The organism is Solirubrobacter ginsenosidimutans, from assembly GCF_027587205.1.
The window spans coordinates 42,914-66,742 of the sequence record NZ_JAPDOD010000050.1 but is presented as its reverse complement, the minus strand read 5'-3'; the positions used below and the strand labels follow the sequence as shown (position 1 = coordinate 66,742).

The window sequence follows — 23,829 nt, the reverse complement described above, 5'->3', positions numbered from 1 at the left end:
CGCGGCCGCGCGTGCGGCGCACGCGGCGGGCGCCGCGGACGCGGCGCTCGCGCTGCTGCAGGACGCGCACGCGGGTCCGCTCGATGCGCGCGAGCAGGCCGAGCACCGCCTGCTCGAGGCGCAGATGGCGTTCAGCTCGCGTCGCGGCCCTGAGGCGGCGGCGCTGCTGGTCGCCGCGGCGCAGCGGCTTGAGCCCTTCGACGCGCGGCTCGCCCGGGTCGGCTATCTCGAGGCGATCTGGGCGGCGTCCTTCGCCGGGCATCTCGCGCATCCGAGCGCCACGGACGACGTCGCGGCAGCGGTGCGCGCCGCGCGCATGGGCGCACCGCGCGGGCCCTCCGAGCAGCTGCTCGACGGCCTCGTCACGCGGTTCGCCGATTCCTACCGCGCCGGTGCACCGATGCTGCAGCGGGCGCTGCGCGACGTCCGTCGCGCCGAGCCGGACGGGCTCCTCGACATGGCCTGGGTGTGGCTGGCCGTCGACCTCTACGACGCCGGCGCCTGGTTCGAGCTCGCCCGCCATCAGGTGCGGGCGGCGCGCGACGCGGGGGCGCTGACCGTGCTGCCGCTGGCGCTGCACACGCTGGCGTCCCGGCACGTCGCCGCGGGCGAGCTCGAGCACGCCGCCACGCTGCTCGCCGAGGCGGACTCGATCACGGCGTCCACCGGCAACGCGCGGATGAGCCACGGCCGGCTCGCGCTCGCGGCGCTGGGCTGCGACGACGCCCACACGCTGATCGACAGCGCGATCCGCACCGGAACCGAGCGGGGCGAGGGTGTGCTGGCGGGGCTCGCCGAACACGCCGCGGCGACCCTGCACAACGGCCTCGGGCAGCACGAGGAGGCACTCCGCTGGGCCCGGCGCGAGGTCGAGCACAACCCGCACGCGTTCTACAGCACCGCGCTCGGCGAGCTGGTCGAGGCCGCGGCCGCCTGCGGCGACGAGACGCTGGCGCGGCGCGCGCTGAAGGCGCTGTGCGAGCGCACGCAGCCGAGCGGCACCGGCTGGGCGCTGGGCGTCGAGGCGCGGGCGCGTGCGCTGGTCTCGGACGGCGACGCCGCCGAGTCCAGCTACCGGGAGGCGATCGCGTTGCTCGACGGCTGCGGCATGAGCGTCGAGCGGGCGCGGGCGCAGCTGCTCTACGGCGAGTGGCTCGGCCGCGCCGGGCGGCGCAGCGACGCGCGCGAGCAGCTCCGCGCCGCGCACGACAGCTTCACCGCGATGGGTGCGCCGGCGTTCGCGGACCGCGCCGCGCGCGGGCTGCGTTCCGGCGGTGAGCCCGCCCGCCGCCGCGTCAAGCGCACGCGCGAAGATCTCACCGCCCAGGAGGCCCACATCGCGCGGCTCGCCCGCGACGGCCTTACCAACGCCCAGATCGGCGGCCAGCTGTTCATCAGCCCGCGGACGGTCGAGTATCACCTCAAGAAGGTGTTCGCCAAGCTCGGCGTCGCCTCGCGTGACCAGCTCGGCGGCGTTCTCGCCGACGAGCCCGGCGCCGCGTAGTGTCGGGGACGCTAGGTCCAAGGGGCAGGGCGGTCGGGCCAGGTGAGCAGGTAACCGTCCGGCCGCGGGCTGGGACGCTGCCGCGGTGATCGATTACGCGCCTGCCCCTCCCGTCCGCGGTCGCCTCGACGCCGCGGCGTCGACGCACCCGCCCTCCGATGTGACGCTCGAGCGCCGGACCAAGATCGTGGCGACTCTCGGACCCGCGACCGACGCGCCGGGGGTGCTCGACGAGCTCGTCGCCGCGGGGCTCGACTGCGCGCGCCTGAACTGCTCCCATGGCACCGCCGACGATTTGCGCCGGCGCGCCGCGGAGGTTCGAGACGCGGCGGCGCGCGCGGGCCGTCCGCTCGGACTGCTGTTCGACCTGCAGGGGCCCAAGCTGCGCCTGACGGGCGCCACGGCCGAGCGCATGCTGCAGGTGGGTGACCGGTTCGTCCTCGGCGATCGCGAGCGGCCCGACGACGACGACCACGCGGTGGTCGACTTCCACGGCTTCTCCGGCCTGGTGAGCGAGCGCTCGGAGATCGTCATCGGCGACGGCGTCCCCCGGCTGGCGGTCGAGCACACCGACGGCGGCGATGTCGTCGCGCGTGTCGTCTCCGCCGGGCGCATCAGCGCCCGCAAGGGCGTGAACGTGACGTTCGCGCGACCGGCGCTGCCCGCGATCACCGCCAAGGACGTCGCCGACCTGGAGGTCGCGGTCCAGGCGGGCGCCGACTTCATCGCGCTGTCCTTCGTGCGCACCGGTGCCGACGTCGAGGAGCTCCGCCGGCGGCTGTGCGAGCACGGCTCGCAGGCGCTGATCGTGGCCAAGCTCGAGTCGACCGAGGGCTACGAGCACCTCGACGAGATCCTCGCCGCCGCCGACGGCGTGATGGTCGCGCGCGGCGACTATGGCGTGACCGCCGGGCTCGCCGGGATCCCGCTCATGCAGAAGGACGTGATCGCGCGGGCCCGGCGGGCCGGGAAGCTGGTGATCACCGCGACCCAGATGCTCGAGTCGATGATCGCCGCTCCCGAGCCGACGCGCGCCGAGGTCACCGACGTGGCCAACGCGGTGATCGACGGGACGTCCGCGGTGATGCTGTCCGCCGAGTCGAGCGTCGGGCAGCATCCCGTCGCGGCCGTCCGCGCGATGGCCACGATCGCCGCCGCCGCCGAAGAGTCGCCCGACCTGCGGCGCCGTGGCCTGCAGATCAACACGCCGGCCGAGGCCGTCATGCACGCCGCGGTCCAGCTGGCCGACGACGTCGACGCGGCCGCGATCATCGTCGCGACCGCGACGGGCGCGTCGGCACGCGCGTGCTGCCGGCACCGGCCGCGCCAACCGGTCGTCGCGCTCGCGCACGATCCGCGCGTCGCCGAGCAGCTGACGCTCGAATGGGGCGTCTACCCGGTCCTCACCGACGCCGCGGATTCGCTCGACGACATCGTCGCCGCCGCGCTGCGCGTCGGCCCCGACGTCGCCGGTCTGCGCAGCGGTGACCGGATCGTGGTCACCCACGGGCAGCAGCCGGGAGCGCCCGGCGCGACGAATACGACGATCGTGCGCACGCTGCCCTGAGTCCGGCGCGCTTGACGCGCGCCTGAAGGTGTGGGTTATTGCCTCCATGGCGGGCGGGCGCCCCGGCGACGGGTCTGAGCTTCATCAGCTGGCCGAGCAACAAACGGCGCTGCGGCGCGTCGCGACGCTGGTCGCGCGCGGCGCCGCGGCCGAGACGCTGTTCGCCGTGGTCGCCGAGCAGGTCGCGGAGATCCTGCACGTGCCGCTCGTCAGCATCGTCCGTTACGAGGCCGACGGCACTGCCACCGAGCGTGCCAGCTTCTCGCAGCGCGGAACCCTGTTCCGGCTCGGCACCCGCTGGTCGCTCGGCGGGACCAATGTCGTCGCGCAGGTCCGTGACTCGCTGCGCCCGGCGCGGATCGACGACTACGCGGGGCTGACGGGTGAGATCGCCGACCGGGTCCGCGAGGCGGGCATCCGGTCCACCGCGGGCAGTCCGATCGCCGTCGCGGGGCGGTTGTGGGGGGCGATGGTCGTCTCCACGTTCGAGCCCGACGTGCTGCCCGCCGGGATCGGGGCCGACCTGACGGAGTTCACCGAGCTCGTCGCGACGGCGATCGCCAACAGCGAGGCACGCGAAGAGCTCCAGCGGCTCGCCGACGAGCAGGCGTCGCTGCGGCGCGTGGCCACGATCGTGGCCCGCGAGGCATCGCAGACGCGGGCGTTCACCGCGATCGCCGAGGAGGTGGGGCACCTGCTCGCCACGGAGGAGATCCGGATGTTCCGCTTCGAGTCGCGCCACACCGCGATCGTGATGGCGGCCTGGGGCGAGCGCGAGGACGTCCTGCCGATCGGCGCTCGGCACCCGTTGGGCGGCGAGAACGCCGCATCACGCGTCTTCGCCACCGGACGGCCGGTGCGGATCGACGACTACGGGACGGCGACCGGCGCCATCGGCGACGCGGCCCGCACCACCGGTACGCGCTGCGTCGTGGCCGCGCCGATCCTCGTCCAGGGCCGGCTGTGGGGCGCGATCGTCGCCGCCAAGCGGCGCGATGTGCCGTTCCCCGTGCAGACCGAGGAGCGCCTGGGTCAGTTCACGGAGCTGATGGCGACCGCGATCGCCAACGCGGAGGCGCGCGCGGAGCTCGCGCGGCTGGTGGACGAGCAGGCGGCGCTGCGGAGGGTCGCGACGCTGGTCGCGGAAGGGCCCGCGCCCACCGAGCTGTTCGACGCCGTCACCGCGGAGATGGTTCGCGCGCTCGGAGCGGACGGGGTCACGCTCGCGCGATTCGAGTCCGACGAGGAGCTCCTGCTGGTCGCCGACCTCGGCAACAACACGTTCAAGGTCCCCGTCGGAAGCCGGATCCAATACCGGGAGGGGAGCGTGGCGGCGATCGTGCGGCGGACCGCGCGGCCGGGGCGGGTGGAGTACGACGAGAACGACATGCTGTCCAAGCTGGCCACCCGGTTGCAGGCGCGGGTGGGGGTCGGAGCGCCGGTCGTCGTGGACGGCCGGCTGTGGGGCCTGATGGTGGCGCGCTGGGGCGGCGACGAGACGCCCCCTCCGGACACCGAGGCGCGGATGGAGCGGTTCGGGCAGTTGCTCGAGACGGCGATCGCGAACGCGGACGGCCGCAACCAGCTGATCGCCTCCCGGGCGCGGCTGGTGGCCGCGGCGGATGACGCTCGGCGGCGCGTCGTCCAGGACCTGCACGACGGTGCGCAGCAGCGGCTCGTGCACACGATCATCACCCTCAAGATGGTCGAGCGCGCGCTGCTGCACGGTGACGATAACGTCGAGTCGCTGGTGCACGAGGCGCTCACGCAGGCCGAGCAGGGCATCGTCGATCTGCGCGAGCTGGCGCACGGCATCCTGCCCGCGGCGCTCACGCGCGGGGGCCTGCGGGACGGCGTGGAGGCGGTGGTGCAGCGGCTCGAGCTCCCGGTCCGCCTGGCCGTCGCGGACGAGCGGTTCGACGAGGAGATCGAGGCGACCGCGTACTTCCTGGTGGCCGAGGCGCTGACCAACGTGGTCAAGCACGCGCGCGCCGGGTACGCCGCGGTCAGCGCAACGACGCAGGACGGGATGCTGCGCCTGGAGGTGAGCGACGACGGCATCGGCGGTGCGGACGCGAACGGCCATGGCCTCGTCGGGATGCGCGACCGTGTGACCGCGCTCGGCGGGTGGCTGGAGATCCGGAGCCCGCCGGGGGCCGGGACGCTGGTGGCCGCGACGTTTCCGCTGTCGGCGGACGTCGTGGGCCACTTGCCCTGAGTACCGGCCCCGACCGTCCTGGGGGACGGCGCTCGGTGCACTCCGGCGATGCCACCGTCGGAGGGCATCCCGTTGTCGACCAGGAGTCAGAAACTCATGACGTTGTCTCACAGAAAATCCCTATTGGCGGCCGCGGCCGTCAGCGCCGCGTTTGCGGCGACCATCCCCGCGGCGAGTGCGAACGCCGCGACGACCCCGATCGTCGACCCGACGGTCTGCTCGCTGTTGGACATCGCGAAGGGGCCGCTCGGACCCACGTCCGGGCTCGGGGGCTCGTCCCTCGCGGACGTGCTCAGCCGCGCGGGCGCGTCGGTCGGCTGCACGCCCCGCTCGCAGCCGTCGTTCCCGAGCTTCCCCGGCTTCCCCGGCTTCCCCGGGTTCCCGCGGCAGAACTAACCCTCTAGACGCGCGTGGGAGGGGCTTCGGCCCCTCCCGCGGTTCCTCGAGGCGCTGAACGAGGGTCGGCGCGCCGCGCGACCTGAGTCCAGGTGTGTTCCTCGGTCACGGCGTCAACGTATGTGGACGGTTTGCGTTGCTCATCCACCACCCCTAAGCGAGGTGCAATATGGACACCATCACCCGCAGAGTCGAACTGCAGGTTCTCTGGGCGGATCTCCGTGCTCGAATGGTGAAACAAACGGCCTGTGCCGGCAGTTGCCGATCAGCCGGCGGCGCGCCGCGGAGAGATCCCCGCGCGCCCGTCGACCGGTCGCAGCGCGGTCACTGATCCTCAGATCTCAAACGGACCCTTACGCGGGCGGCCATGTGCCGCCCGCGCGCGTGTGTGGACAGGGTCGGGGTCCAAAGGTCCTGCGCGGACGCATCGCACGGGCAGTTCTGGGGGCCGAAGCCCCGCCGTACGGTCCGACACCGTGACTGCCATAGAGAATCACCCCACACTGCAAGCGGCACTCGACGAGACCGAGCTGGCGCAGATGGACGCGTATTGGCGCGCCGCCAACTACCTGTCCGTGGGGCAGATCTACCTGCTCGACAACCCGTTGCTCCGCACGCCCCTGGCCCTCGAGCACATCAAGCCTCGTCTGCTCGGGCACTGGGGGACCACGCCGGGGCTCAACTTCCTCTACGCGCACCTCAACCGGGTCATCAAGGCGCGCGACCTGAACATGATCTACGTGACCGGGCCCGGCCATGGCGGTCCGGCGCTGTTCGCCAACACGTATCTGGAGGGCACCTACAGCGAGGTGCATCCCGACGTGTCGCAGGACGAGCGCGGCATGTCCCGGCTGTTCAAGCAGTTCTCGTTCCCGGGCGGCGTGCCGAGCCACGTCGCGGCCGAGGTGCCCGGGTCGATCCATGAGGGCGGCGAGCTGGGCTATGCGCTCTCGCACGCCTTCGGCGCCGCGTTCGACAACCCGGATCTCGTGGTGGCCTGCGTGATCGGTGACGGGGAGGCCGAGACCGGGCCGCTCGCCGCCAGCTGGCACTCGAACAAGTTCCTGGACCCGGCCGGCGACGGTGCCGTGCTGCCGATCCTGCACCTCAACGGCTACAAGATCGCGAACCCGTCGGTGCTCGCGCGGATCGAGCCGGAGGAGCTCGAGAGCCTGCTGACCGGCTACGGCTGGAAGCCGTACGTCGTCGAGGGCGCCGATCCCGAGACCATGCATCAGGCCATGGCGGCGACGCTCGACGCCGCGCTCGACGAGATCGCGGAGATCCAGCGTCACGCCCGCGCCAGCGGCGAGTCGCACCGTCCGCGCTGGCCGATGATCGTGCTGCGCTCGCCGAAGGGGTGGACGGGTCCGCGCGAGGTCGACGGCAAGCCCGTCGAGGATCACTGGCGCTCGCACCAGGTCCCGCTCAGCGATCTCGCCGGGAAGCCCGGGCGCGTGCAGGAGCTCGAGCGCTGGCTGCTCAGCTACCGCCCGGACGAGCTCTTCGACGAGGAAGGGCGACTGGTCGAAGCGCTTCGCGAGCTCGCCCCTGTCGGCGACCGGCGCATGGGCGCCAACCCGCACGCCAACGGCGGGACGCTGCTGCGCGACCTGCGCATGCCCGACTTCCGCGACTTCGCCGTCGACGTGCCCGCCCCGGGCGCCGCGACCGCCGAGGCCACGCGCGTGCTCGGCTACTACCTGCGCGACGTGATGCGCCTCAACGACGAGCAGCGCAACTTCCGCGTGGTCGGCGCCGACGAGACGGCATCCAACCGCCTGGGCGCCCTCTACGACGTCACGGCGAATGCCTGGATGGCGCGCGAGCTGCCCGCCGACGAGAACCTCGCCGCCAACGGCCGCGTGATGGAGATCCTCTCCGAGCACACCTGCCAGGGCTGGCTGGAGGGGTACCTGCTCACCGGGCGCCACGGCCTGTTCTCCTCCTACGAGGCGTTCATCCACATCGTCGACTCGATGTTCAACCAGCACGCCAAGTGGCTGAAGACCACCCGCGAGCTGCCCTGGCGCAGGCCGATCGCCTCCCTGAACTACCTCTTGACCTCGCATGTCTGGCGGCAGGACCACAACGGCTTCAGCCACCAGGACCCCGGGTTCATCGATCACGTCGTCAACAAGAAGTCCGACATCGTGCGCGTGTGGCTCCCGCCGGACGCGAACACGCTCCTGGCCGTCGCCGACCAGTGCCTGCGCAGCCGCGACCTCGTCAACGTGATCGTCGCCGGCAAGCAGCCGGCGCCGCAGTTCCTGACGATGGACGCCGCGATCAAGCACTGCGCCCAGGGCGTGACGATCTGGGACTGGGCGAGCAACGACCACGACGGCGAGCCGGACGTCGTGATGGCCTGCGCCGGCGACGTGCCGACGCTGGAGACGCTCGCCGCCGTCGACCTGCTGCGCCAGCGCTTCCCCGAGCTGCGGATCCGCGTGGTGAACGTGGTCGACCTGATGACGCTGCAGCCGGAGAGCGAGCACCCCCACGGCCTGTCCGACCAGCGCTTCGACGCGCTGTTCACGCCCGACAAGCCGATCGTCTTCGCGTACCACGGCTATCCGTGGCTCATCCACCGCCTCACCTGCCACCGCACCAATCACGCCAACCTGCACGTCCGCGGCTACATCGAGGAAGGCACGACCTCGACGCCGTTCGACATGTGCGTGATGAACCACATCGACCGCTTCAGCCTCGTCGAGAACGTCGTCGGCCGGCTGCCGCAGCTCGGCCACCGCGCCGCGTACGTCGCCCAGGAGATGCGCGACTCCAAGCTCCGACACAAGCAGTACATCTGCCGGCACGGCGTGGACCTTCCCGAGGTGCTCGAGTGGACCTGGCCGGGTCCGAACTGAGCGACTGACGTGCGCGGGCCGCCGCGGGCTTGTCCCGTCAGGCGGCCCGCGCGCGGGCCGCGGGCGCGGGCAGCAGTGACCGACCGACAGTTACGGGCGTGGTACTGACACTCCGGTCCGCCGTCGGCCTTCCGGGGGACGGATAGGCTCGCGCTCATGACCGACGGCGACTGGAGGGATGGCGGGTTCAGGCAGCGTCGGCCCTCCGTGGAGACTCTCGCCTGGGTTGCGGCTTCGATGGGTCGGGGCAGTCGCATCGTTGGCTATCGCCGATTGACCGGTGGCGTCTGCTCCGCCGTAAATCGGCTGACTGTCGAGCGACGTGGAATGCGAACGTTCGTCGTACTGCGGCAGTACCCGGGCGGGCTTGGCCTGCAGGGGAGCTTGGAGAACGAGATCGCCAACCTTGGTGTGGTGGCGGGAAGTGGGCTCCCGGTTCCGGGCATCCTGGCTACTGATGTTGCTGGTGCTTCGACGGGGGGCGCGCCATCGTTGCTGATGACACGGTTGCAGGGGCAGGTTCACCTCAATCCGGCGGAACCTCGGTCGTGGATGACGAGGATCGCGGAGATTGCTGTATTGCTGCATTCCCTCGATCTCCCCGCGAAGCTGTTCAGACCCTGGACGGATTCTTGGATCGCTCCTGTAGACGGGTTTCAGGTGCCGGTCGACGCACAGAAGCCGGCTGTGTGGAAGGCGGCGTTTGATGTCATGGCGGCGCCGCCGCCAAAGGACACTGCCGTCTTTCTGCACGGCGATCTCCTGCCTGTCAACCTGCTGTGGTCGCGCGGGAGGATTACTGGACTGACCGACTGGAACTCCATCCATCGGGGGGCGCGCGCGATTGACGTCGGGCACTGTCGGCGATACTTGGCGGCGCTCTACTCGCCCGAGTGGTCGGAGCAGCTTCGATCGCTCTATGAGTCGATCGCCGGGGTGACTCTCGATCCGTGGTGGGACCTGTATGCCCTGCTGCACTATGACGACAGCGGGCCGAAGTGGATCCGTGGTCAGGTCGCTGGGCGCCGTCCCGTCGATGTGCCCGGCATGACTTCCCGGGTCGAGGTCGCTGTCGAGACAGCGCTACGGCGCCTCGGATAATCGTAGTACCTGACACCCCCGTCCGCGGCGAGCCTTCGGTGATCGGTTCCGGTGAGCAACCAGTCACGCGCGTTGGGGGGTGTTACGACTTAGTTCACCAGGGGTGAACCAAAACGAAACACCCCTCCGAACGTGCCAACTGGTGTTGATACCACGGCCGTGACTTAGGACGTGCGATCCAGGAAGAAGTCGGTGATCGCCTCGAGCTCGGCGGCGCCGTCCGGGACGGCGCGCGCCAGCGCGGCGCGAGCGGCGGCGTGCGTCTGCTCGGCCAGGCTCTGCGCCCATGGCAGCCCGAACCGGCTGACGTAGGTGACCTTCCCGTGGCGGGCGTCGGTGCCGGTGTCCTTGCCGAGCTCGGAGGCGTCGGCCGTGACGTCGAGGATGTCGTCGACGATCTGAAACAGCAGCCCCAGCTCGTCGGCGAACTTCCGGAACTCATCCAGGGCGACGCCCTTGAAGCCGTGCACGAGCAGGACGCTCTCGACGCTGGCGCGCATCAGTGCGCCGGTCTTGAGCCGGTGCAGGCATCGCAGGCCGACGCTCCTGGCGCCGGCGAGCCCGCGCACGTCGATGTACTGGCCGCCCGCCAGCCCGTTGACGCCGGTCGCGTCGGTCAGCGCCGCGAGTGCGGCGAGCACGTGCGCCGGTTCGCCGCGCTGCTCGCTCAAGACGAGCCGGAACGCCTCGGCGAACAGCGCGTCCGCGGCGAGGATGGCGACGTCCTCGCCGAAGCGCACGTGCGCGGTCGGCTGGCCGCGGCGCAGGTCGTCGTCGTCGAGCGCCGGCAGATCGTCGTGGACGAGGGTGAAGGTGTGGATGAGCTCGAGCGCCGCGGCCAGCGGCAGGACCTCGCGCGGATCGTGCCCGATGGCGCGCGCGGTGGCCAGGGCCAGGACCGGCCGGACGCGCTTGCCGGGGGCCAGCAGCGAGTAGTGCATCGCCTCCTGCAGTCCGCTGACGCCGGGCTCGCGGGCGAACCGCAACTGGGCGAGGTAGTCGTTGACCAGGAGGGTCAGGTCGTCCGGAAAACCGGCGGCCCTCTCGGGGACGTCTTGGGAAGCGGCAGGGTGCATCCCGCGAGGATCCCGGGGCACGTGTGGGCGGTCGACCCGTCCTTTGCCCGGCGGCGCCGTGGCCCACGGCCAGATGCCCGCTCGGCGGACGGGTCCGATGATCCACGCCTGCCCGTCGCCTCCTTTCACCTGGTCCGCTACGCACGTGCCGCGACGCCGCTCGGTCGCATGGGACTGGACCGGCGCGGGCTCGGGCGCGTCGACGGGCTTCGCTTCTGGCGGCTGCTCGGAACGGGCCGCGGGCGGACGATGACGCTGTCGGCGGACCTGCGGCGCTGGGCGCTGTTCGCCGTGTGGGACGACGACGCGGCGCTCGACGCCTTCCTCTCACGCCACCCGGTGGCGCGCCGCTGGGACGCGCTGTCCGAGGAGCGCTACGTGGTGCGGCTGACGCCCGTGCGCCGGCACGGCTCCTGGGGCGGGGGAGACCCGCTGGCCGGAGCGCCGTCGGTGGCGCCGCCGGAGGGCGCCGTGGCGATCCTGACCCGCGCCGCGATCCGGCCGCGCAGCGCGCGCGCCTTCTACGGCGCGATCGCCGGCCCCGACGCCGACCTCGCGCATCAGCCCGGGCTGCTGGCGGCGGTCGGCGTCGGCGAGCGACCGGTCCTGCGCCAGGCGAACTTCACGCTCTGGCGCACCCTCGCGGACGCGACGAGCTTCGCCTACCGGCGCTCCGCCCATGCCACCGTTGTCCGCCGCGCGCGAGACGCGGGCTGGTTCTCCGAGGAGCTCTTCGCCCGCTTCGCCCCGTACGGGTCCGAGGGCGCGTGGGACGGTACGGACCCGCTCACGCTGGACCGATAGCGCGGGCGACGGCGCGGGCGCCGAGGGTCACGAGTGGCAACCCGCCGCCGGGACGCACGCTGCCGCCGACCAGCCAGAGCCCGCGCGCTCCGCGGATCCGCGTCGCCGGACGGACGAGTCCACGCAGCCGGCCGTGCGGTGCGTCGCCGTAGATCGCGCCGCCCGGATCGCCGGTCTCGCGCTCGAGGTCGGCGGGTGAGCGGCGAAGGCATTCGACGAGTCTGTCCCGCACGGACAGGCGGTCGAGCAGCGCCGACTCGGCGTCCTCCCAGTCGCCGGCCGCACCGATCGCGGGCGCGTTGACCAGGACGAACCAGGCCTCATCGCCCGGCGGCGCGTCCCCGGGATCCGTCACACCCGGCGCGCAGACGTAGATCGTCGGGTCGCGGACCGGGCGCCGGTGGACGAAGAGGTCGTCGAGCTCGGCGTCGGGGTCGGCCGGAAACCGGATCGCATGATGGGTCACGCCCGGGGTGGCGCCGCGCAGGCCGAGCAGCAGCGCGAGGCCGGACACCGAGCGAGCGGTGCTCCGGGCGGCCGGCAGCGCGAGCAGGGACCCGCGCACCACCGCACGGTCGACGTCCGTGATCACCGCGTCCGCGGGCACGCTGCCCGCCGAGGTGTGCACGGCCCGTACGCGCCCGTCGCGCACGGCGATGCGTTCGACGTGCGTGCCGAGGCGCAGCTCGCCGCCGACCGCGGCCAGCCGGCGCGTGAGCGCGAGCACGAGCTCGTTCATCCCGCCCCGCGGATGCCAGGCGCCGAACGCGTGCTCGACGTACCCGGCGACGGCCAGCGCCGCCGGCATCCGGCGGGGATCGCCGCCGGCGTAGCTCGCGAACCGCTCGATGATCATGCGCAGACGCGGGTCGCGGGCGTGGACGCGGGCGAAGTCGCGCAGCGTGCGCGACGGCCGGATGCGCGCGGCGGCGGCCGGGTCGGGCCGCGCGCCGCTGCGCCATGGCGGGTGACCGCTCAGGAACGCCTCCGACGCCGGCCAGATCGCGGCGCAGGTGGCGAGGTACCGCGCCCAGTCGGCACCGGCACCGCGCGACCACGTCTCCAACGCCTCGAGCGCGCGCGGCAGGTCCGCGGAGAGCTCCACGCTTGAGCCGTCGGCGAACGTGTAGCGGGTCACGGGCTCCACGCGCAGCAGCTCGAGCTCCTCTTCCAACGGCGCGCCGGTGGCGGCGAAGAGCGCGCGGAACACGTGTGGCAGCGTGAGCAGCGACGGGCCCGCGTCCCACCGGAACGGCCCGCGGACGACCCGCGCGCACTTGCCGCCCGGCACGTCGCGGCGCTCGAGCACCGTGACGTGGTGCCCGAGATGGGCGAGTTCGACCGCGGCGGCCAGACCGCCGACGCCCGCGCCGACGACGGCGATCCTCACCCTCGCCACCTCGCCCAGCGGGCCGGCCCACCGGTGCCATACGGGTGCCGCCCGAGCGCGGCGATCACGCGCGATACCTCGCATGCAGCGCCGGCGCGGCGATCGCGCCCATCGCCAAGGCGCCCGCCACCGCGACGCGCCGCCGACGCCAGAGCACCGCGTTGGCGACCGACTCGCCCACCCACGTCCAGGCGTACAGCGCCAGCGCGCCGTCGTCGCGCGCGTCCGGCGGCGCGTCGTCGAGCACGGCGACGAGCGTGAACGCGGCGAGCCCGCAGGCGAACCAGCCGGCGAAGTTCGAGGCGGGGATGCCCTCGTAGGCGCCGCCGTCGCGCCAGGTCCAGTAGCCCTCGCGCACCATCCGCGGGTCGAGGAAGACGTCCCACGCGGTCAGCGCCGCGGCGGCGAGCGGCACGCGCACCGCCGGGCGCGCGTCCACCCAGCCGGCGGCGACCCAGGCGGGACGACCGAGCAGCGCCCACGCGGCCGCGGCCAGCAGCGGCACCCCGCGCACACGCGGGCCGAGGCGGCTCGAGTACGCGTACCGACCGAACGGCCGCCCCGTCGCCACGCCGACGAGCTCGGCGCCGAAGCCGACCGTGCCGCAGATCGCCCCCACGAGTACGCCGCGCCGCCCGCGTGCCTGCTTCGCCTCGATCGTCGAGAGCGCGAACATCGCCAGCACCAGCGCGCGCGTCTGGGCGGGCGAGCGTGGTTCCGGCGCGCGGCCATAGGCCACCTGCGCGGCGGCCACGGCGGCGAGCAGCGCGGTCGTCAGCCGCGGCATGCCGCGCGCCCGGCGACGGCGAGCTTGCGTGGCGTGGGGACGCTCGAGCGACCTGCGCTCACGCCGTAGCCATCGCGCTCGAGTTGGCGCAGGATCTCGCGGTACGCCGCGCCGGCGGCGGCGATCGCGCGCCGCCCGCGCCCGAGGGCATCGACGCCGGCGAGCCCGACCTCGTAGAGGCGGTCGGCGTACGCGATCTGCTCGCGCAGCAGCGCGGAGCGCCGGCCGGGCAGCAGCGATCCGTGCCGCTCCAGCGCTTCCTGGGACACGTAGATGCGCCCCCGCGCGAGGTCCTCGTCGATGTCACGAAGGATGTTCGTCCGCTGCATCGCCATCCCGAGGGCCACGGCCGCGGGTCCTGCCCGCCGCTCGTCGCGCGCGCCGAGCACGGCGGTCATCAGCAGCCCCACGGTCCCGGCCACCCGGTAGCAGTAGCGATCGACGTCGGCCTCACCGGCGAACGTCGCGCGCGCGAGATCCTGGTGCATGCCGGTGCAGAAGTCCGCGACGGCCCGGCGCGGGAGCGGGTGACGGGCGGCGAGGGCGTCGAGGATCGCCACCTCGCGGGTACCCGGACCCACTTGGCCCGCCGCCCAGGCGGCGACCGCGTCGACGCGGGCGCTCGCCTCCATATGGCCGTCGTCCACCAGGTCGTCGAGGGTCCGTAGGACGAGGTAGAGCAGGTACACGTCATCGCGCACGGCGCGCGGGAGCAGCCGGCAGGCGAGCGCGAACGTGCCGGCGACGCGTCGCGTCGTGGCCCGCGCCTCGCGCAGGTCGGCGCGCGGCGCGGCCGCGGCGCCGGTCACGCCCGGCCTCCACCGCGCCGGCGGGCGTCGGCCAGCACGAGCTCCGAGGTGATGGCGGCGCCGATCAGGACGCCGGGGATGCCCGCACCCGGGTGCGTGCCCGCGCCCACGTGGTACATCCCGGCGACGCCGGCCACGCGATTGGGCGGTCTGAACGCCGCCGATTGCAGCAGCGTCGGCTCGAGCGAGAACGCGTTGCCGTCGACGGCGCCGAGCTCGTGCGCGAAGTCCGGCGGCGTCATCCGGTGCTCGACGGTGACCGCGGCGTCGAGTCCGGGAAGCCCGAAGGAGCGCTCCAGATCGGCGACGAACGCGGCTCGCAACCCGTCGGCCTCGCGCTCCCAGTCGAAGCCGGCGCGCAGGTTGGCGACCGGGAGCAGGAAGCTCAGCGCGTCCGCGCCGGGCGGGGCCATCGACGGCTGCGTCCGGGCCGGGGCGTGCACGTACGCGCAGAAGGTCCGCGGCGGCCGGCGCCCCTGCGTGACGCTCTGCACGAAGTCGCGGTAGTCGGGCCCGACCAGCAGCGTGTGGTGCGCCAGTTCCTCGAACCGGCGGTCGAGCCCGAGGTGGAGCAGAAAGCACGACATCGTCGAGCGCCGCGCCCGGCCGGACGCCGGGCGGTCCAGCAGCGCGTCCGTCCGGAGCACGTCGGCGTTGGAGACCACCACGTCGGCCGCGATCCGCTCGCCATCCTCGAGCCGGACACCGCGCACGCGGCCGCCCGCCGTCTCCACCGCGACGACCCGCGCGCCGCAGCGGACGTCGAGGCGGCGGGCGATCGGCTCGACCAGCGAGAGGACGCCGCCGTCGGCGTACCAGCCGCCGTCGAGGACCTGCAGGTACACCAGCGAGGCGTAGATGGCCGGCACGCGAAACGGATCGCCGCCGATGAACAGCGAGTGGAACGAGAACGCCTCGCGGACGCGCGGGTGGTGGAAGAAGTGCGAGACGAAGCGGTGCAGCGGCATGAGCGCGTCGAGCCGGAGCAGCGCGGGCAGCTTCGGGGTGAGCGTGCGCAGGTCGCCGCAGGGGCGCCGCCCGACGTCGAGCACCGCGTGCTCGTAGATCCGGCCCGCCGCCTCGAGGAAGTCGCCGACGCGCCGGGCGTCGCGCGAGGAGAACTTCGCCACCTCCTCGCGCAGCCGCTCCGCGCAGTCGGCGAAGTGAAACGTCCGCGGATCGCTGGCCCAGCGCAGCCGGTAGAGCGGATCCAGGCGCCGCAGCGAGACCTCGCTGTGCAGGTCGATCCCGCCGGCGGCGAACGTCTCCTCGAGCAGCCAGGGCATCGTGATCAACGACGCGCCGGTGTCCCACGTGTAGCCGGCGTCCTGCAGGCGACCGATCCGGCCGCCCGGGACCCCGCGCTGCTCGAGCACGGTGACCTCGCAGCCGGCCGCCTGCAGGCGCAGCGCCAGCGCCAGGCCGCCCAGGCCCGCTCCGATCACGGCGATCCTCATCGCCACCACCTTGCGAGGACGCGCGGAGGCGAACGACTGTCCCGGCGCAGCGATCGCGCCGTCCTTTCGGCGCGGGGCGGATCAGGCGGCGCGGCGCTGCAGCTGCTCCACCGGGAGCTCCGCGGGCCATTGCGGCTCGGAGACCTCGGGTGCCAACACCCCGAGCCGCTGCGCGCGATGGACGGCGGCGGCCCGGTTGCTGACTTCGAGCCGCCGATAGATCGCGGTCGTGTGGTGCTTGACCATGTCGACGGAGAGGTCGAGCGTCCGGGCGATCTTGCTGTTGGTCGCGCCGCGCGCCATCAACTCGAGGATCTCCTGCTGGCGCGGCGAGAGCGCACCGTGCACCGGCTCCGGCTGCCGCGTGAACCGGGTCTCACCGCTGGCCGCGCTCCGCAGCGCGTTCAGCAGGTCCCAGACCGAGCCGTCCTTCGGGACGAAGCCCGCCGCCCCGGCGGCGCGCGCGGCGTCCTGCGTGAGCGAACGCCCACTCGAGGTCAGCAGTACCTGTACCGCGGGTGCCGCGTGCCGGATCGCGACGCAGATCTCGGTTCCGAATTCCTCGCCCACGAACAGGTCGACGAGTGCGACGCGCGGCTGGTGGCGCACGGCGAGCATGATCGCGTCCGAGCGTTGTCGCGCTCCGATGATGCGCGTCACCCAGTCCTGGCGCTGCAGCACGAGCCGGAGGCCGATGTGGACCAGATCCTGATTGTCGACCAGCAGCACGCTGCCCCGCACCGTCGGCACAGGCGTCTCCCTTCGCTAGGACCGTTGCCCGGGTCGGCACCGGGCAACGTGAAGGTACTTTTGGGGCCGCCCGAAGGTGGCTGTACCTAGGGTCGGCCGGACCTGTACCAGCGACGGGGGGCGAGCGTACGTAGGGCCGCGTCCGGCTGGTGCGCGTGGATCTGCTTGATCGCGTCGCGGAAGCGGCGGCGCCGCTCGGCGAGTTCGTCGGTGTTCGGGCCGGCGGGCGGCTCCGTCTGGCGGGTCATCGGCAACTCCTCGTTTCGGGACTCCAAGCGCTCCGACAATCGATGCGATGGCGCACCACCGGAAGTGGACCGAGGCCTAGCCCTGCCCGTTCCGGGGGACACCCGCCGGGCGCCGCTCGCCGTCGCCCGTCACCGACTGGCCCGACGACCGGCCACGCTGCGCGCGCCCGGACAGAGGTGGGCGCCGGAGGCCGCACTTAACGTGCGCCAGATGGATCAGCCCGTCATCGTCAGCGCCCTGCGCACGCCCATCGGCGTGTTCGGCGGCGCGTTCAAGGACATTCCCGCCCCGCAGCTCGCCGCGCGCGCCGTCCGCGGCGCGCTCGATCGTGTGGGCCTACCCGCCGACGCGGTGGACGAGGTCATCCTCGGCTGCGTGCTGCAGGCCGGCCTCGGGCAGAACCCCGCGCGCCAGGCGGCGCTCGCGGCCGGCATCCCGCAACAGGTGCCGGCGACGACGATCAACATGCTGTGCGGCTCGGGCCTGAAGGCGGTGGCGCTGGCCGCGCAGGCGATCCGCGCGGGCGACGCGGACATCGTGGTGGCCGGCGGCATGGAGAGCATGTCGCGCGCGCCGTACCTCTCACCGGCGGCGCGCTTCGGCGCGCGCATCGGGCACGCCGCGCTGGTCGACTCCGTGCTGCACGACGGTCTCACGTGCGCGTTCGAAGACGTCCATATGGGGATCACCGCCGAGAACGTCGCCGAGCAGTTCGCGATCACGCGCTCCGAGCAGGACGCCTTCGCCGCCGCGAGCCAGCAGAAGGCCGAGCGCGCGCTCGCCAAGGGGGTGTTCCGCGACGAGATCGTGCCGGTCGAGGTGCCCGACAAGCGCGGCACGCGCATCGTCGACGCCGACGAAGGGCCGCGGCCGGGCACCACGGTGACGGCCCTGTCGAAGCTGCGCACCGCGTTCCGGCGCGACGGCGGCACGGTGACGGCGGGCAACGCGTCGACGATCAACGACGGCGCGGCCGCGGTGATCCTGATGTCGGCCCGGCGCGCGGCCGAGCTCGGGCTCGAGCCGCTCGGTGTGGTCGAGAGCCATGCCTCCGTCGGCGTCGACCCGGCGATCATGGGCACGGGCCCGATCCCCGCTGTGGCATCCGCGCTCGCGAAGGCCGGCCTCCAGCTCGACGACATCGACGTGTTCGAGCTCAACGAGGCCTTCGCCGCCCAGGCGCTCGCGGTGAACCGCGCGCTCGGCGTCGCCGACGAGCGCGTGAACCCGCACGGAGGCGCGATCGCGCTCGGGCACCCGATCGGCGCGAGCGGCGCGCGGATCCTCGTCACGCTGCTGCATCAGATGCGCCGCACGAACGCCCGGCGCGGCGTTGCGGCGCTGTGCGTCGGCGGCGGCCAGGGCCAGGCCGCGGTGATCCGCAGCACCGCGACCCATGCCCTGGCCTCCCGCGTCGGCGCCCGCGACGCAGCGCTCGCGCACGCCGCCTGACACATCGCTTCCGACGGCCTCAGCTCTTCGTGAGCGAGGCCTTCGGCCCAGCAATATGCGCGGTTGCGCCCGTGACCGCGTCGGGCACGGTGACTACGGGCGTGATCGTGACCGGGCCGTTGTCGAGGGTGCCCAGCTGCACCGTTGCACTCCAGGTGCCGTTCGCGGCCGGCGTGGCCTGCACCGCCGGAGTGGTGTGTGCCCCGTCGGTCGCCGTGAGCGCGACTTGGGTGGCGAACTTCTGTGCGACGCCGTTGAGCACGACCGACGCGCCGGCGGTGGCCGGGGGATTGAGGATGGCGTTGCGCGCCCACGGCGCGAGCGCGCTGCATACCGGGACGGGACCGGGCGATCCCACCGGCGCGCCCACCGTGATCGTCGTCCGGGGCGGCTGGCCGAAGATCGCCGTACCGACGAACGCCAGCTTGTCGCCGGTCTGCAGGTCCGGCGTCAGCGCCGACGACCACGCGCTCTTCTGCCAGCAGTCGCCCGTCGGCTTGAGCAACGTCGGAGCGGACGTGTTGATCGTGAACGGCTGGAACGTCATCGCCGACGCGGCGAACGTGCCGACCGCGACCGGCGCGCCGGTCACCGCGTCAGCGCGCGTCGCAGTCACCGTCGTGCGCCCGAACGGCAGGCCCGAAGCGATCACCGAGTCGCCGATCACGGTGATCGTCGGTGGGGCCGAGGGGAACGGGAACTGCGCGTGCGCGGCGGCTGGTAAGGCGGCCATGGATACGGCGACCAGCATCGTGAGCGTGAGTCCGTACGCCGCCCGCCGCCGGCGCGCTGCATGAGGGTGCTGACGCACTTCTGTGCCTCCTCGCAACTTGAATTCAGGGGCGACTAACTATTTCTCTCGCGCCGAGGACCGCGATAGCGGCCGTCGGGTCAGGCGCGCCTGGTCCTGGGACCGGCGACGGCCCATACGGGAGTAGGGCAAACCCCCGGGTGAGGGCGGGATTGTTGACCACACGAATCCGGTCCTCCCGTCTGATAATCCCCGGCGTGCGCTGCGAGACTGCATGGCGTGACCGTAAAGATCACCACCCGGCGCCGCCTCTCCGTCTCGCACGCATTCACCGTTCCGGTGGTGCGCGAGACGCATCCGCATCCGCCCGGGCCACGGTCGCGACGGCCTTAGAGCAGTCGCCCGAGTGGCCCGAGGTCGAGGTTGAGGTCCTCGTCGCGCAGGCCGAAGACGCGCTTGAGCTCGTCCATGCGCTGCTCGAGCGCCATCAGCGTGCGGCCCAGGCGTTCGACGGTCTCGTCGTCGAGCCCGCCCGCCTCGACGCGCCGGATCGCCTGACGCTCCATCAGCTGACGCAGGAGCTCGACGATCGTCAGCACGAGCTGGGCCAGGCCGCGCTCGACGTTCTCGGGATCGGCGTCGATGCGGCGCGAGACCGCGTCGTCGAGCCGCCGGGCCTCGCGGGCGAACGGCTCCAGGTCCGCCGGGCCGGCGAGCAGCTTGTCCTCGGGCGCGTCGCTCACCCCGGATCTCCCACGAACGAGTAAGCGGGCCACGGTCCCGTGCAGACCAGCGAGGCCTCAGGGTGCTCGCGCTGGAGCGTCTCGACGGCGGCGGTGAAGGCCCGCAGCGCGGGCCGCTCGACGAGGTAGGCGCCGCGCAGCAGCTCCTGGCCGCCGCGTTCGGGCCGCCTGACCTCGGCCACCGCGAGCGCCGTGAGCGCGTCGTGCAGGGCCGCGGCCTTGCGGCGGCGTGCGAGATAGGCGCGGCCGTCGAGCGCCTCGCCCGGCTCGATCACCCGCATGGCGAGCTCGACCCGCCCACGGACGCGCTCGAGCGCCGCGAGCAGCTGACCGCGCCGCCCGGCCAGCGCCGCGCGGACGCGGTCTGGATCGGCGTGGCGCGTGCCGAAGCGCACCGGCACGACGGCGCGCTCGCGCTGGATGCTCTCGACCACGCGCTGGTGGGTCCACAGCGCATCGGCGGCGGTCGAGTCGGGGACGTGGTCGTGACGGGTGGCGACCGCGAGCAGCGGGCCGTCGGGGATGCCCTCGAGCGGTGCGCCGCCGAGACCGCTGACGTCGGGGAGCGGGCGCTGGGGGTCCTCGCACACGGCGTAGAGCCAGATCATTGCGTTCGCTCCCCGGACACGGGCGTGATCAGGAGTCGCAGCGAGAGCTGCACGAGGTCGACGTCGGCGAGCGACAGCATGATCTCGCCGCCGAGGACGACGCCGCCGCCGAGCAGGCGGTCGAGCAGGTCGACGAGCGCGACGTTGCGCTGCGGGGACACGCTCACCGGCTGAAGTGGTAGGCGGGCCAGGGTCCGGTGACCTCGAGCGGCACGTGGTGGCGCGCGACGAGGTCGGCGACGAGCGCCCGGAAGGCGAACACGTCCGCGTCGGCGACGAGGTAGACGCCGTTGAGGACCATCTCCTCGGTGCGGCCGGCCAGCCGCGGGTCCTGCAGCGGGCTGAGGGTCGCCGCGTCGGCTGCCGCCGCGAGCGCCTCGTGCACGGCCGCGACGGCGGCCTCGAGCGCGTTGCGATCCCGCTTGACGGCGCTCTTGCGGGCGAGATACTCCGCCCCGGTCGTCGCTTGCGCCGCCGGCGGCGCCGGGGTGGCGGGCGCGAAACCCTTCACACCCCACTCCGACCGGCCGCGCAGCCGCTCGAGCGCTCGCGCGAGCGACGTTCGCTCGCGTGCGAGCATCGCCCGCACGCCGTCCAGGCTCGTGTAGAGGGTGCACATCGAGAACGGCACCAGGGCGCCGGCGCCGAGGGCTTCGCCGAGCACGCGATCGTGGGCACGCGCCAGCGCGCCGAGCGTCTCGAGGTCCTCGAGCGACTCGCTCAATGCGTCCGCGCCGAACCGCGCGAGATCGATCCGGCTCGCGACCGCGGCGAGCCCCGCGTGACGGACCTGCTCTACGGGGTGCGCGGGATCGACGCCCGGTCCCGCGGGCGGCCGCGCGGCCGCCGCGTCCTGGACGCCGTAGACCCAGATCGCCTCAGCCATCGTGTCCTCGCCCGTCCGGAAGCTCGCGCTCGAGCCGGTCGAGGCGCTCGCGCAGCCGCCGGTGCTCGGCCGCGAACCCCGCGGCGGCACTGTTGAGCGCCGGATCGCTCTCCCACCAGTCGATCCCCATCTCCTTCGCCTTGTCGATCGAGGCGATGACGAGCCGCAGCTTGATCGTGAGCAGCTCGATGTCGAGCAGGTTGATCTGGATGTCGCCGGCGATCACGATGCCCTTGTCCAGGACGCGTTCGAGGATGTCGGCGAGGCTGTCGCCGGAGTGCTGGACTCCCAGCCCGGCGCGACGCGACTCGAGGGATGACATGTCAGCTTCCTCCGTGGTCGGTGGCGGATCGGCGGTGGCGGCCGACATGGCGCAGGCCAAGCAGCCGGCCCTCGTCGGAGAGCGTGATCTCATAGGTGCCGAGCACGTCCATCGTGCTCGGCACACGGGCGAGCTCGAGCGCCTCGACGGTCACCGTCCAACCGCTGTCGTCGCGCCGCAGTCCGGTGACGGCCTCGGCCGGCATGCCGGTGAGCTCGGACACCTGCTGCCGTGCCTGCTGGACCAGGGAAGCCGGCTCCACATCACGGCCCCCCTGAAAGTCCGTGGCGGGCGAGCAGCTGCTCAATCAACTCCGCCTCCAGCGCTTCGGCCTCCGCGTCGCTGAGCTCGCCGTTGGCGCAGCGGGCGTCGAGGTCGGCCAGCCGCCGTTGCGGCGACTCGCGCTCGGCGAGCTCGCGCTCCGCCTCGCCCACGAGCACATCGACCACCCACCGGACGCCGTTCACCGGTCCGAGCGGGAGCAGCAGCAGGCTCTTGACGAGTCCCACTCACCGCTCGCGGCTCTCGGTGGCTTGCGCCGACACCTCGGGCTCGAGCCGCAGCGCCGTGAACGAGTACGGCGGCAGCGGCCCGATGTACCGCAGGCCGAGATAGCCCTGCAGCGCCGCGCCGAGGTGTGCGATCTGGGCGTCGAGCGCGGTCCGGGCGTCGCGGCGGACGAGCACCTGCGCGCTGAGCGCGACGCGCTCGCCGCCCGGCGGGTCGACCCGTAGGTCGCTCACGACCGGGCGCAGGCGCGCGAGCAGCGCCTCCTGATCACGCTCGCGCCGCTGGTCCATCGCCTCGGCGACGCGCTGGCCGAGCGCGATGCGCTGATCGCGCGTCTCGAGCTCCGAATGCCCGTTGACGAACGTGTGTAGGCGCTGGATCTCCGCGTCGCCGGCGGTGGCGGCGCTCACCAGCGCGTCCTCGGCGTAGAACGCACGGACCGTCATCTGCACGTGTCCGTCGAGCTCGGCCAAGAGGTCGCTCAGCTGCTCGCCGTGGAGCTCGAGCAGCCGCTCGCTCACCTCCGTGTCGTCGGCCATGACCATGCCGAACCGCATCGGGATCACGGTGCCGAGCTCGATCGCCCGCCCGAGGACGCGACGCTGCGCCTCGAGATCGTCACGGGTCCCCGGTCGTACGTCATCGGAGATGTCACTGACGAGCGCCGCGATGTCTCCGCGGACGAGTGCTCGCACCGGGCCGCCGATGCCGCCGTCCTGGGGCCATGACGCCGCATCCTTGGCGTCGATGACGCCGTAGACGTACCTGCTCATTGCTTCTCCTTGGTCGGCTCGGGCATCACGCCGAACAGCTCGCCGAGCTTGTCCGTGGCCGCTTCGATCGCGCCGGCCGTCTTGCGGCCCTCGATCAGATCGGGCACGCCGCGCTTGGGCGTGTCGAGATTCACCCGGCCCACAGCTTCGGCGTAGCGAAGGTAGGTGCCGACGCTCGCAACCACGACGCGGGCGTCGATCGTCAGCACCTCGATCCCGACCAGGGACACCCGCACGAAGACGTCGATGACGACGCCGCGATCCAGGATCAGTTCGAGGACCTCGGTGCTCCCGATGCGGGATGCCTGGTGCGCGCCATCAGCGCGCCGGCCGCGGTGCCGATCGCGAAGCCCGCGCCGCAGCTCGCGAACGCGATCGCGGCGGTGTGCTGGGCATGGCCATTGCGGTGCAACATGGGCAGGGCTGCGCCACGGATCGCGAAACGCGATCCGCTGTGCCGCGCCGGAATTCCGGAAAGCATGAGAAGACCTCCTGAAGGGGCCGTGCTCGGCCCGAAGAACTACTAGCGGCGCTGCGCGCGGATCAGGCGGAAGCCGCCGAGGATGATCAGCACGCCGATGATCGCCGAGACCAGACCGCCGAGATCGAACACGTCTGTGTCCCCGATCCCGAGCAGGCCGGTGAAGATGAGCCAGCCGACAACCGCCCCGGCGAGCCCGAGCGCCACCGTGGCGATGAGGCCCATCTTGTCCCTGCCGGGCATGATCAACCGCCCGGCGAAGCCGGCGACGATGCCGAGGATGATGGCACCGATCATGGTCGTCCTTTTCTTGCGACGGTCGACA

At 72.9% G+C, this 23,829-nt stretch carries 27 protein-coding genes; 8 read left to right on the top strand and 19 right to left on the bottom strand.

Annotation, left to right across the window (positions count from 1 at the left end):
- The 6 genes from OM076_RS35760 to OM076_RS35735 all read left to right on the top strand — a co-directional run.
- Positions 1 to 1,504: LuxR family transcriptional regulator (locus OM076_RS35760; protein WP_270044962.1), on the top strand; the 1,504-nt coding region annotated here is incomplete at its 5' end.
- An 85-nt stretch (positions 1,505 to 1,589) separates the two neighbouring features.
- Positions 1,590 to 3,071 (top strand): pyruvate kinase, encoded by a 1,482-nt coding sequence (gene pyk, locus OM076_RS35755; RefSeq protein ID WP_270044961.1) that lies wholly within the window; start codon positions 1,590 to 1,592, stop codon positions 3,069 to 3,071.
- A 46-nt stretch (positions 3,072 to 3,117) separates the two neighbouring features.
- Positions 3,118 to 5,289 (top strand): sensor histidine kinase, encoded by a 2,172-nt coding sequence (locus OM076_RS35750; RefSeq protein ID WP_270044960.1) that lies wholly within the window; start codon positions 3,118 to 3,120, stop codon positions 5,287 to 5,289.
- 102 nt (positions 5,290 to 5,391) lie between these two features.
- Positions 5,392 to 5,685, top strand: coding sequence for a hypothetical protein (locus OM076_RS35745; RefSeq protein WP_270044959.1), 294 nt, complete (start codon positions 5,392 to 5,394; stop codon positions 5,683 to 5,685).
- A gap of 539 nt (positions 5,686 to 6,224) precedes the next feature.
- Positions 6,225 to 8,555, top strand: coding sequence for a phosphoketolase family protein (locus tag OM076_RS35740; protein WP_372518121.1), 2,331 nt, complete (start codon positions 6,225 to 6,227; stop codon positions 8,553 to 8,555).
- Between the two features lie 156 nt (positions 8,556 to 8,711).
- On the top strand, positions 8,712 to 9,656 hold the full coding sequence (locus OM076_RS35735; RefSeq protein WP_270044957.1) for a phosphotransferase family protein: 945 nt from the start codon (positions 8,712 to 8,714) through the stop codon (positions 9,654 to 9,656).
- A gap of 164 nt (positions 9,657 to 9,820) precedes the next feature.
- On the opposite strand, the gene OM076_RS35730 is transcribed toward OM076_RS35735, so the two are convergent.
- Positions 9,821 to 10,732, bottom strand: a complete 912-nt coding sequence (locus OM076_RS35730; protein ID WP_270044956.1) for a polyprenyl synthetase family protein — start codon at positions 10,730 to 10,732, stop codon at positions 9,821 to 9,823.
- Positions 10,733 to 10,900: 168 nt separating this feature from the next.
- Between OM076_RS35730 and OM076_RS35725 the strand changes: the two genes are divergently transcribed.
- Positions 10,901 to 11,536 carry a hypothetical protein gene (locus OM076_RS35725; RefSeq protein WP_270044955.1) on the top strand — a complete coding sequence of 212 codons (636 nt, stop codon included), beginning with the start codon at positions 10,901 to 10,903 and terminating at the stop codon, positions 11,534 to 11,536.
- Here OM076_RS35725 and OM076_RS35720 read toward each other — a convergent pair.
- From OM076_RS35720 to OM076_RS35695, 6 genes are all read right to left on the bottom strand, one after another.
- Entirely contained in the window at positions 11,520 to 12,926 is a 1,407-nt protein-coding gene (locus OM076_RS35720; protein ID WP_270044954.1) for a phytoene desaturase family protein, read from the bottom strand. The genes OM076_RS35725 and OM076_RS35720 overlap by 17 nt on opposite strands.
- 64 nt (positions 12,927 to 12,990) lie before the next feature.
- Positions 12,991 to 13,713, bottom strand: coding sequence for a carotenoid biosynthesis protein (locus OM076_RS35715; RefSeq protein ID WP_270044953.1), 723 nt, complete (start codon positions 13,711 to 13,713; stop codon positions 12,991 to 12,993).
- On the bottom strand, positions 13,701 to 14,522 hold the full coding sequence (locus OM076_RS35710) for a phytoene/squalene synthase family protein (protein ID WP_270044952.1): 822 nt from the start codon (positions 14,520 to 14,522) through the stop codon (positions 13,701 to 13,703). Before OM076_RS35710 ends, OM076_RS35715 begins: the two co-directional genes overlap by 13 nt.
- Positions 14,519 to 15,979, bottom strand: coding sequence for a phytoene desaturase family protein (gene crtI, locus OM076_RS35705; RefSeq protein ID WP_270044951.1), 1,461 nt, complete (start codon positions 15,977 to 15,979; stop codon positions 14,519 to 14,521). The genes OM076_RS35710 and crtI overlap by 4 nt, the downstream gene beginning before the upstream one ends.
- A gap of 81 nt (positions 15,980 to 16,060) precedes the next feature.
- Positions 16,061 to 16,729, bottom strand: a complete 669-nt coding sequence (locus tag OM076_RS35700; protein WP_270044950.1) for a response regulator transcription factor — start codon at positions 16,727 to 16,729, stop codon at positions 16,061 to 16,063.
- Between the two features lie 86 nt (positions 16,730 to 16,815).
- On the bottom strand, positions 16,816 to 16,977 hold the full coding sequence (locus OM076_RS35695) for a hypothetical protein (protein ID WP_270044949.1): 162 nt from the start codon (positions 16,975 to 16,977) through the stop codon (positions 16,816 to 16,818).
- A gap of 211 nt (positions 16,978 to 17,188) precedes the next feature.
- On the opposite strand from OM076_RS35695, the gene OM076_RS35690 reads away from it, so the two are divergent.
- Positions 17,189 to 18,430 (top strand): acetyl-CoA C-acetyltransferase, encoded by a 1,242-nt coding sequence (locus OM076_RS35690; RefSeq protein ID WP_270044948.1) that lies wholly within the window; start codon positions 17,189 to 17,191, stop codon positions 18,428 to 18,430.
- Positions 18,431 to 18,449: 19 nt separating this feature from the next.
- Here OM076_RS35690 and OM076_RS35685 read toward each other — a convergent pair whose 3' ends face one another.
- The 12 genes from OM076_RS35685 to OM076_RS35630 all read right to left on the bottom strand — a co-directional run bounded on the left by OM076_RS35685 (position 18,450) and on the right by OM076_RS35630 (position 23,801).
- Positions 18,450 to 19,163 carry a hypothetical protein gene (locus tag OM076_RS35685; RefSeq protein WP_270044947.1) on the bottom strand — a complete coding sequence of 238 codons (714 nt, stop codon included), beginning with the start codon at positions 19,161 to 19,163 and terminating at the stop codon, positions 18,450 to 18,452.
- Between the two features lie 407 nt (positions 19,164 to 19,570).
- The gene (locus OM076_RS35680; RefSeq protein WP_272598838.1) at positions 19,571 to 19,879 is read right to left on the bottom strand and encodes a gas vesicle protein K; all 309 of its coding nucleotides are present in this window, start codon (positions 19,877 to 19,879) and stop codon (positions 19,571 to 19,573) included.
- A gap of 41 nt (positions 19,880 to 19,920) precedes the next feature.
- A complete protein-coding gene (locus OM076_RS35675) occupies positions 19,921 to 20,532 on the bottom strand; it encodes a GvpL/GvpF family gas vesicle protein (RefSeq protein WP_270044945.1) in 612 nt (203 codons plus the stop codon).
- Positions 20,529 to 20,699: a gas vesicle protein GvpJ gene (gene gvpJ, locus OM076_RS35670; protein ID WP_270044944.1), complete on the bottom strand. Its 171-nt coding sequence runs from the start codon at positions 20,697 to 20,699 to the stop codon at positions 20,529 to 20,531. Before gvpJ (OM076_RS35670) ends, OM076_RS35675 begins: the two co-directional genes overlap by 4 nt.
- Positions 20,696 to 21,418 (bottom strand): GvpL/GvpF family gas vesicle protein, encoded by a 723-nt coding sequence (locus tag OM076_RS35665; RefSeq protein WP_270044943.1) that lies wholly within the window; start codon positions 21,416 to 21,418, stop codon positions 20,696 to 20,698. Before OM076_RS35665 ends, gvpJ (OM076_RS35670) begins: the two co-directional genes overlap by 4 nt.
- Positions 21,411 to 21,740 (bottom strand): gas vesicle protein, encoded by a 330-nt coding sequence (locus tag OM076_RS35660; protein WP_270044942.1) that lies wholly within the window; start codon positions 21,738 to 21,740, stop codon positions 21,411 to 21,413. Before OM076_RS35660 ends, OM076_RS35665 begins: the two co-directional genes overlap by 8 nt.
- 1 nt (position 21,741) lies before the next feature.
- Entirely contained in the window at positions 21,742 to 22,002 is a 261-nt protein-coding gene (gvpO, locus tag OM076_RS35655) for a gas vesicle protein GvpO (protein ID WP_270044941.1), read from the bottom strand.
- Between the two features lies 1 nt (position 22,003).
- On the bottom strand, positions 22,004 to 22,249 hold the full coding sequence (locus OM076_RS35650; protein WP_270044940.1) for a gas vesicle protein GvpG: 246 nt from the start codon (positions 22,247 to 22,249) through the stop codon (positions 22,004 to 22,006).
- Positions 22,250 to 23,023, bottom strand: a complete 774-nt coding sequence (locus tag OM076_RS35645) for a GvpL/GvpF family gas vesicle protein (RefSeq protein WP_270044939.1) — start codon at positions 23,021 to 23,023, stop codon at positions 22,250 to 22,252.
- Entirely contained in the window at positions 23,020 to 23,319 is a 300-nt protein-coding gene (gene gvpJ, locus OM076_RS35640) for a gas vesicle protein GvpJ (protein ID WP_372518120.1), read from the bottom strand. The genes OM076_RS35645 and gvpJ (OM076_RS35640) overlap by 4 nt, the downstream gene beginning before the upstream one ends.
- Positions 23,292 to 23,504 carry a hypothetical protein gene (locus OM076_RS35635; protein ID WP_270044937.1) on the bottom strand — a complete coding sequence of 71 codons (213 nt, stop codon included), beginning with the start codon at positions 23,502 to 23,504 and terminating at the stop codon, positions 23,292 to 23,294. Before OM076_RS35635 ends, gvpJ (OM076_RS35640) begins: the two co-directional genes overlap by 28 nt.
- Before the next feature lie 42 nt (positions 23,505 to 23,546).
- Positions 23,547 to 23,801 (bottom strand): GlsB/YeaQ/YmgE family stress response membrane protein, encoded by a 255-nt coding sequence (locus OM076_RS35630; protein WP_270044936.1) that lies wholly within the window; start codon positions 23,799 to 23,801, stop codon positions 23,547 to 23,549.
- Positions 23,802 to 23,829: the final 28 nt, after the last annotated feature.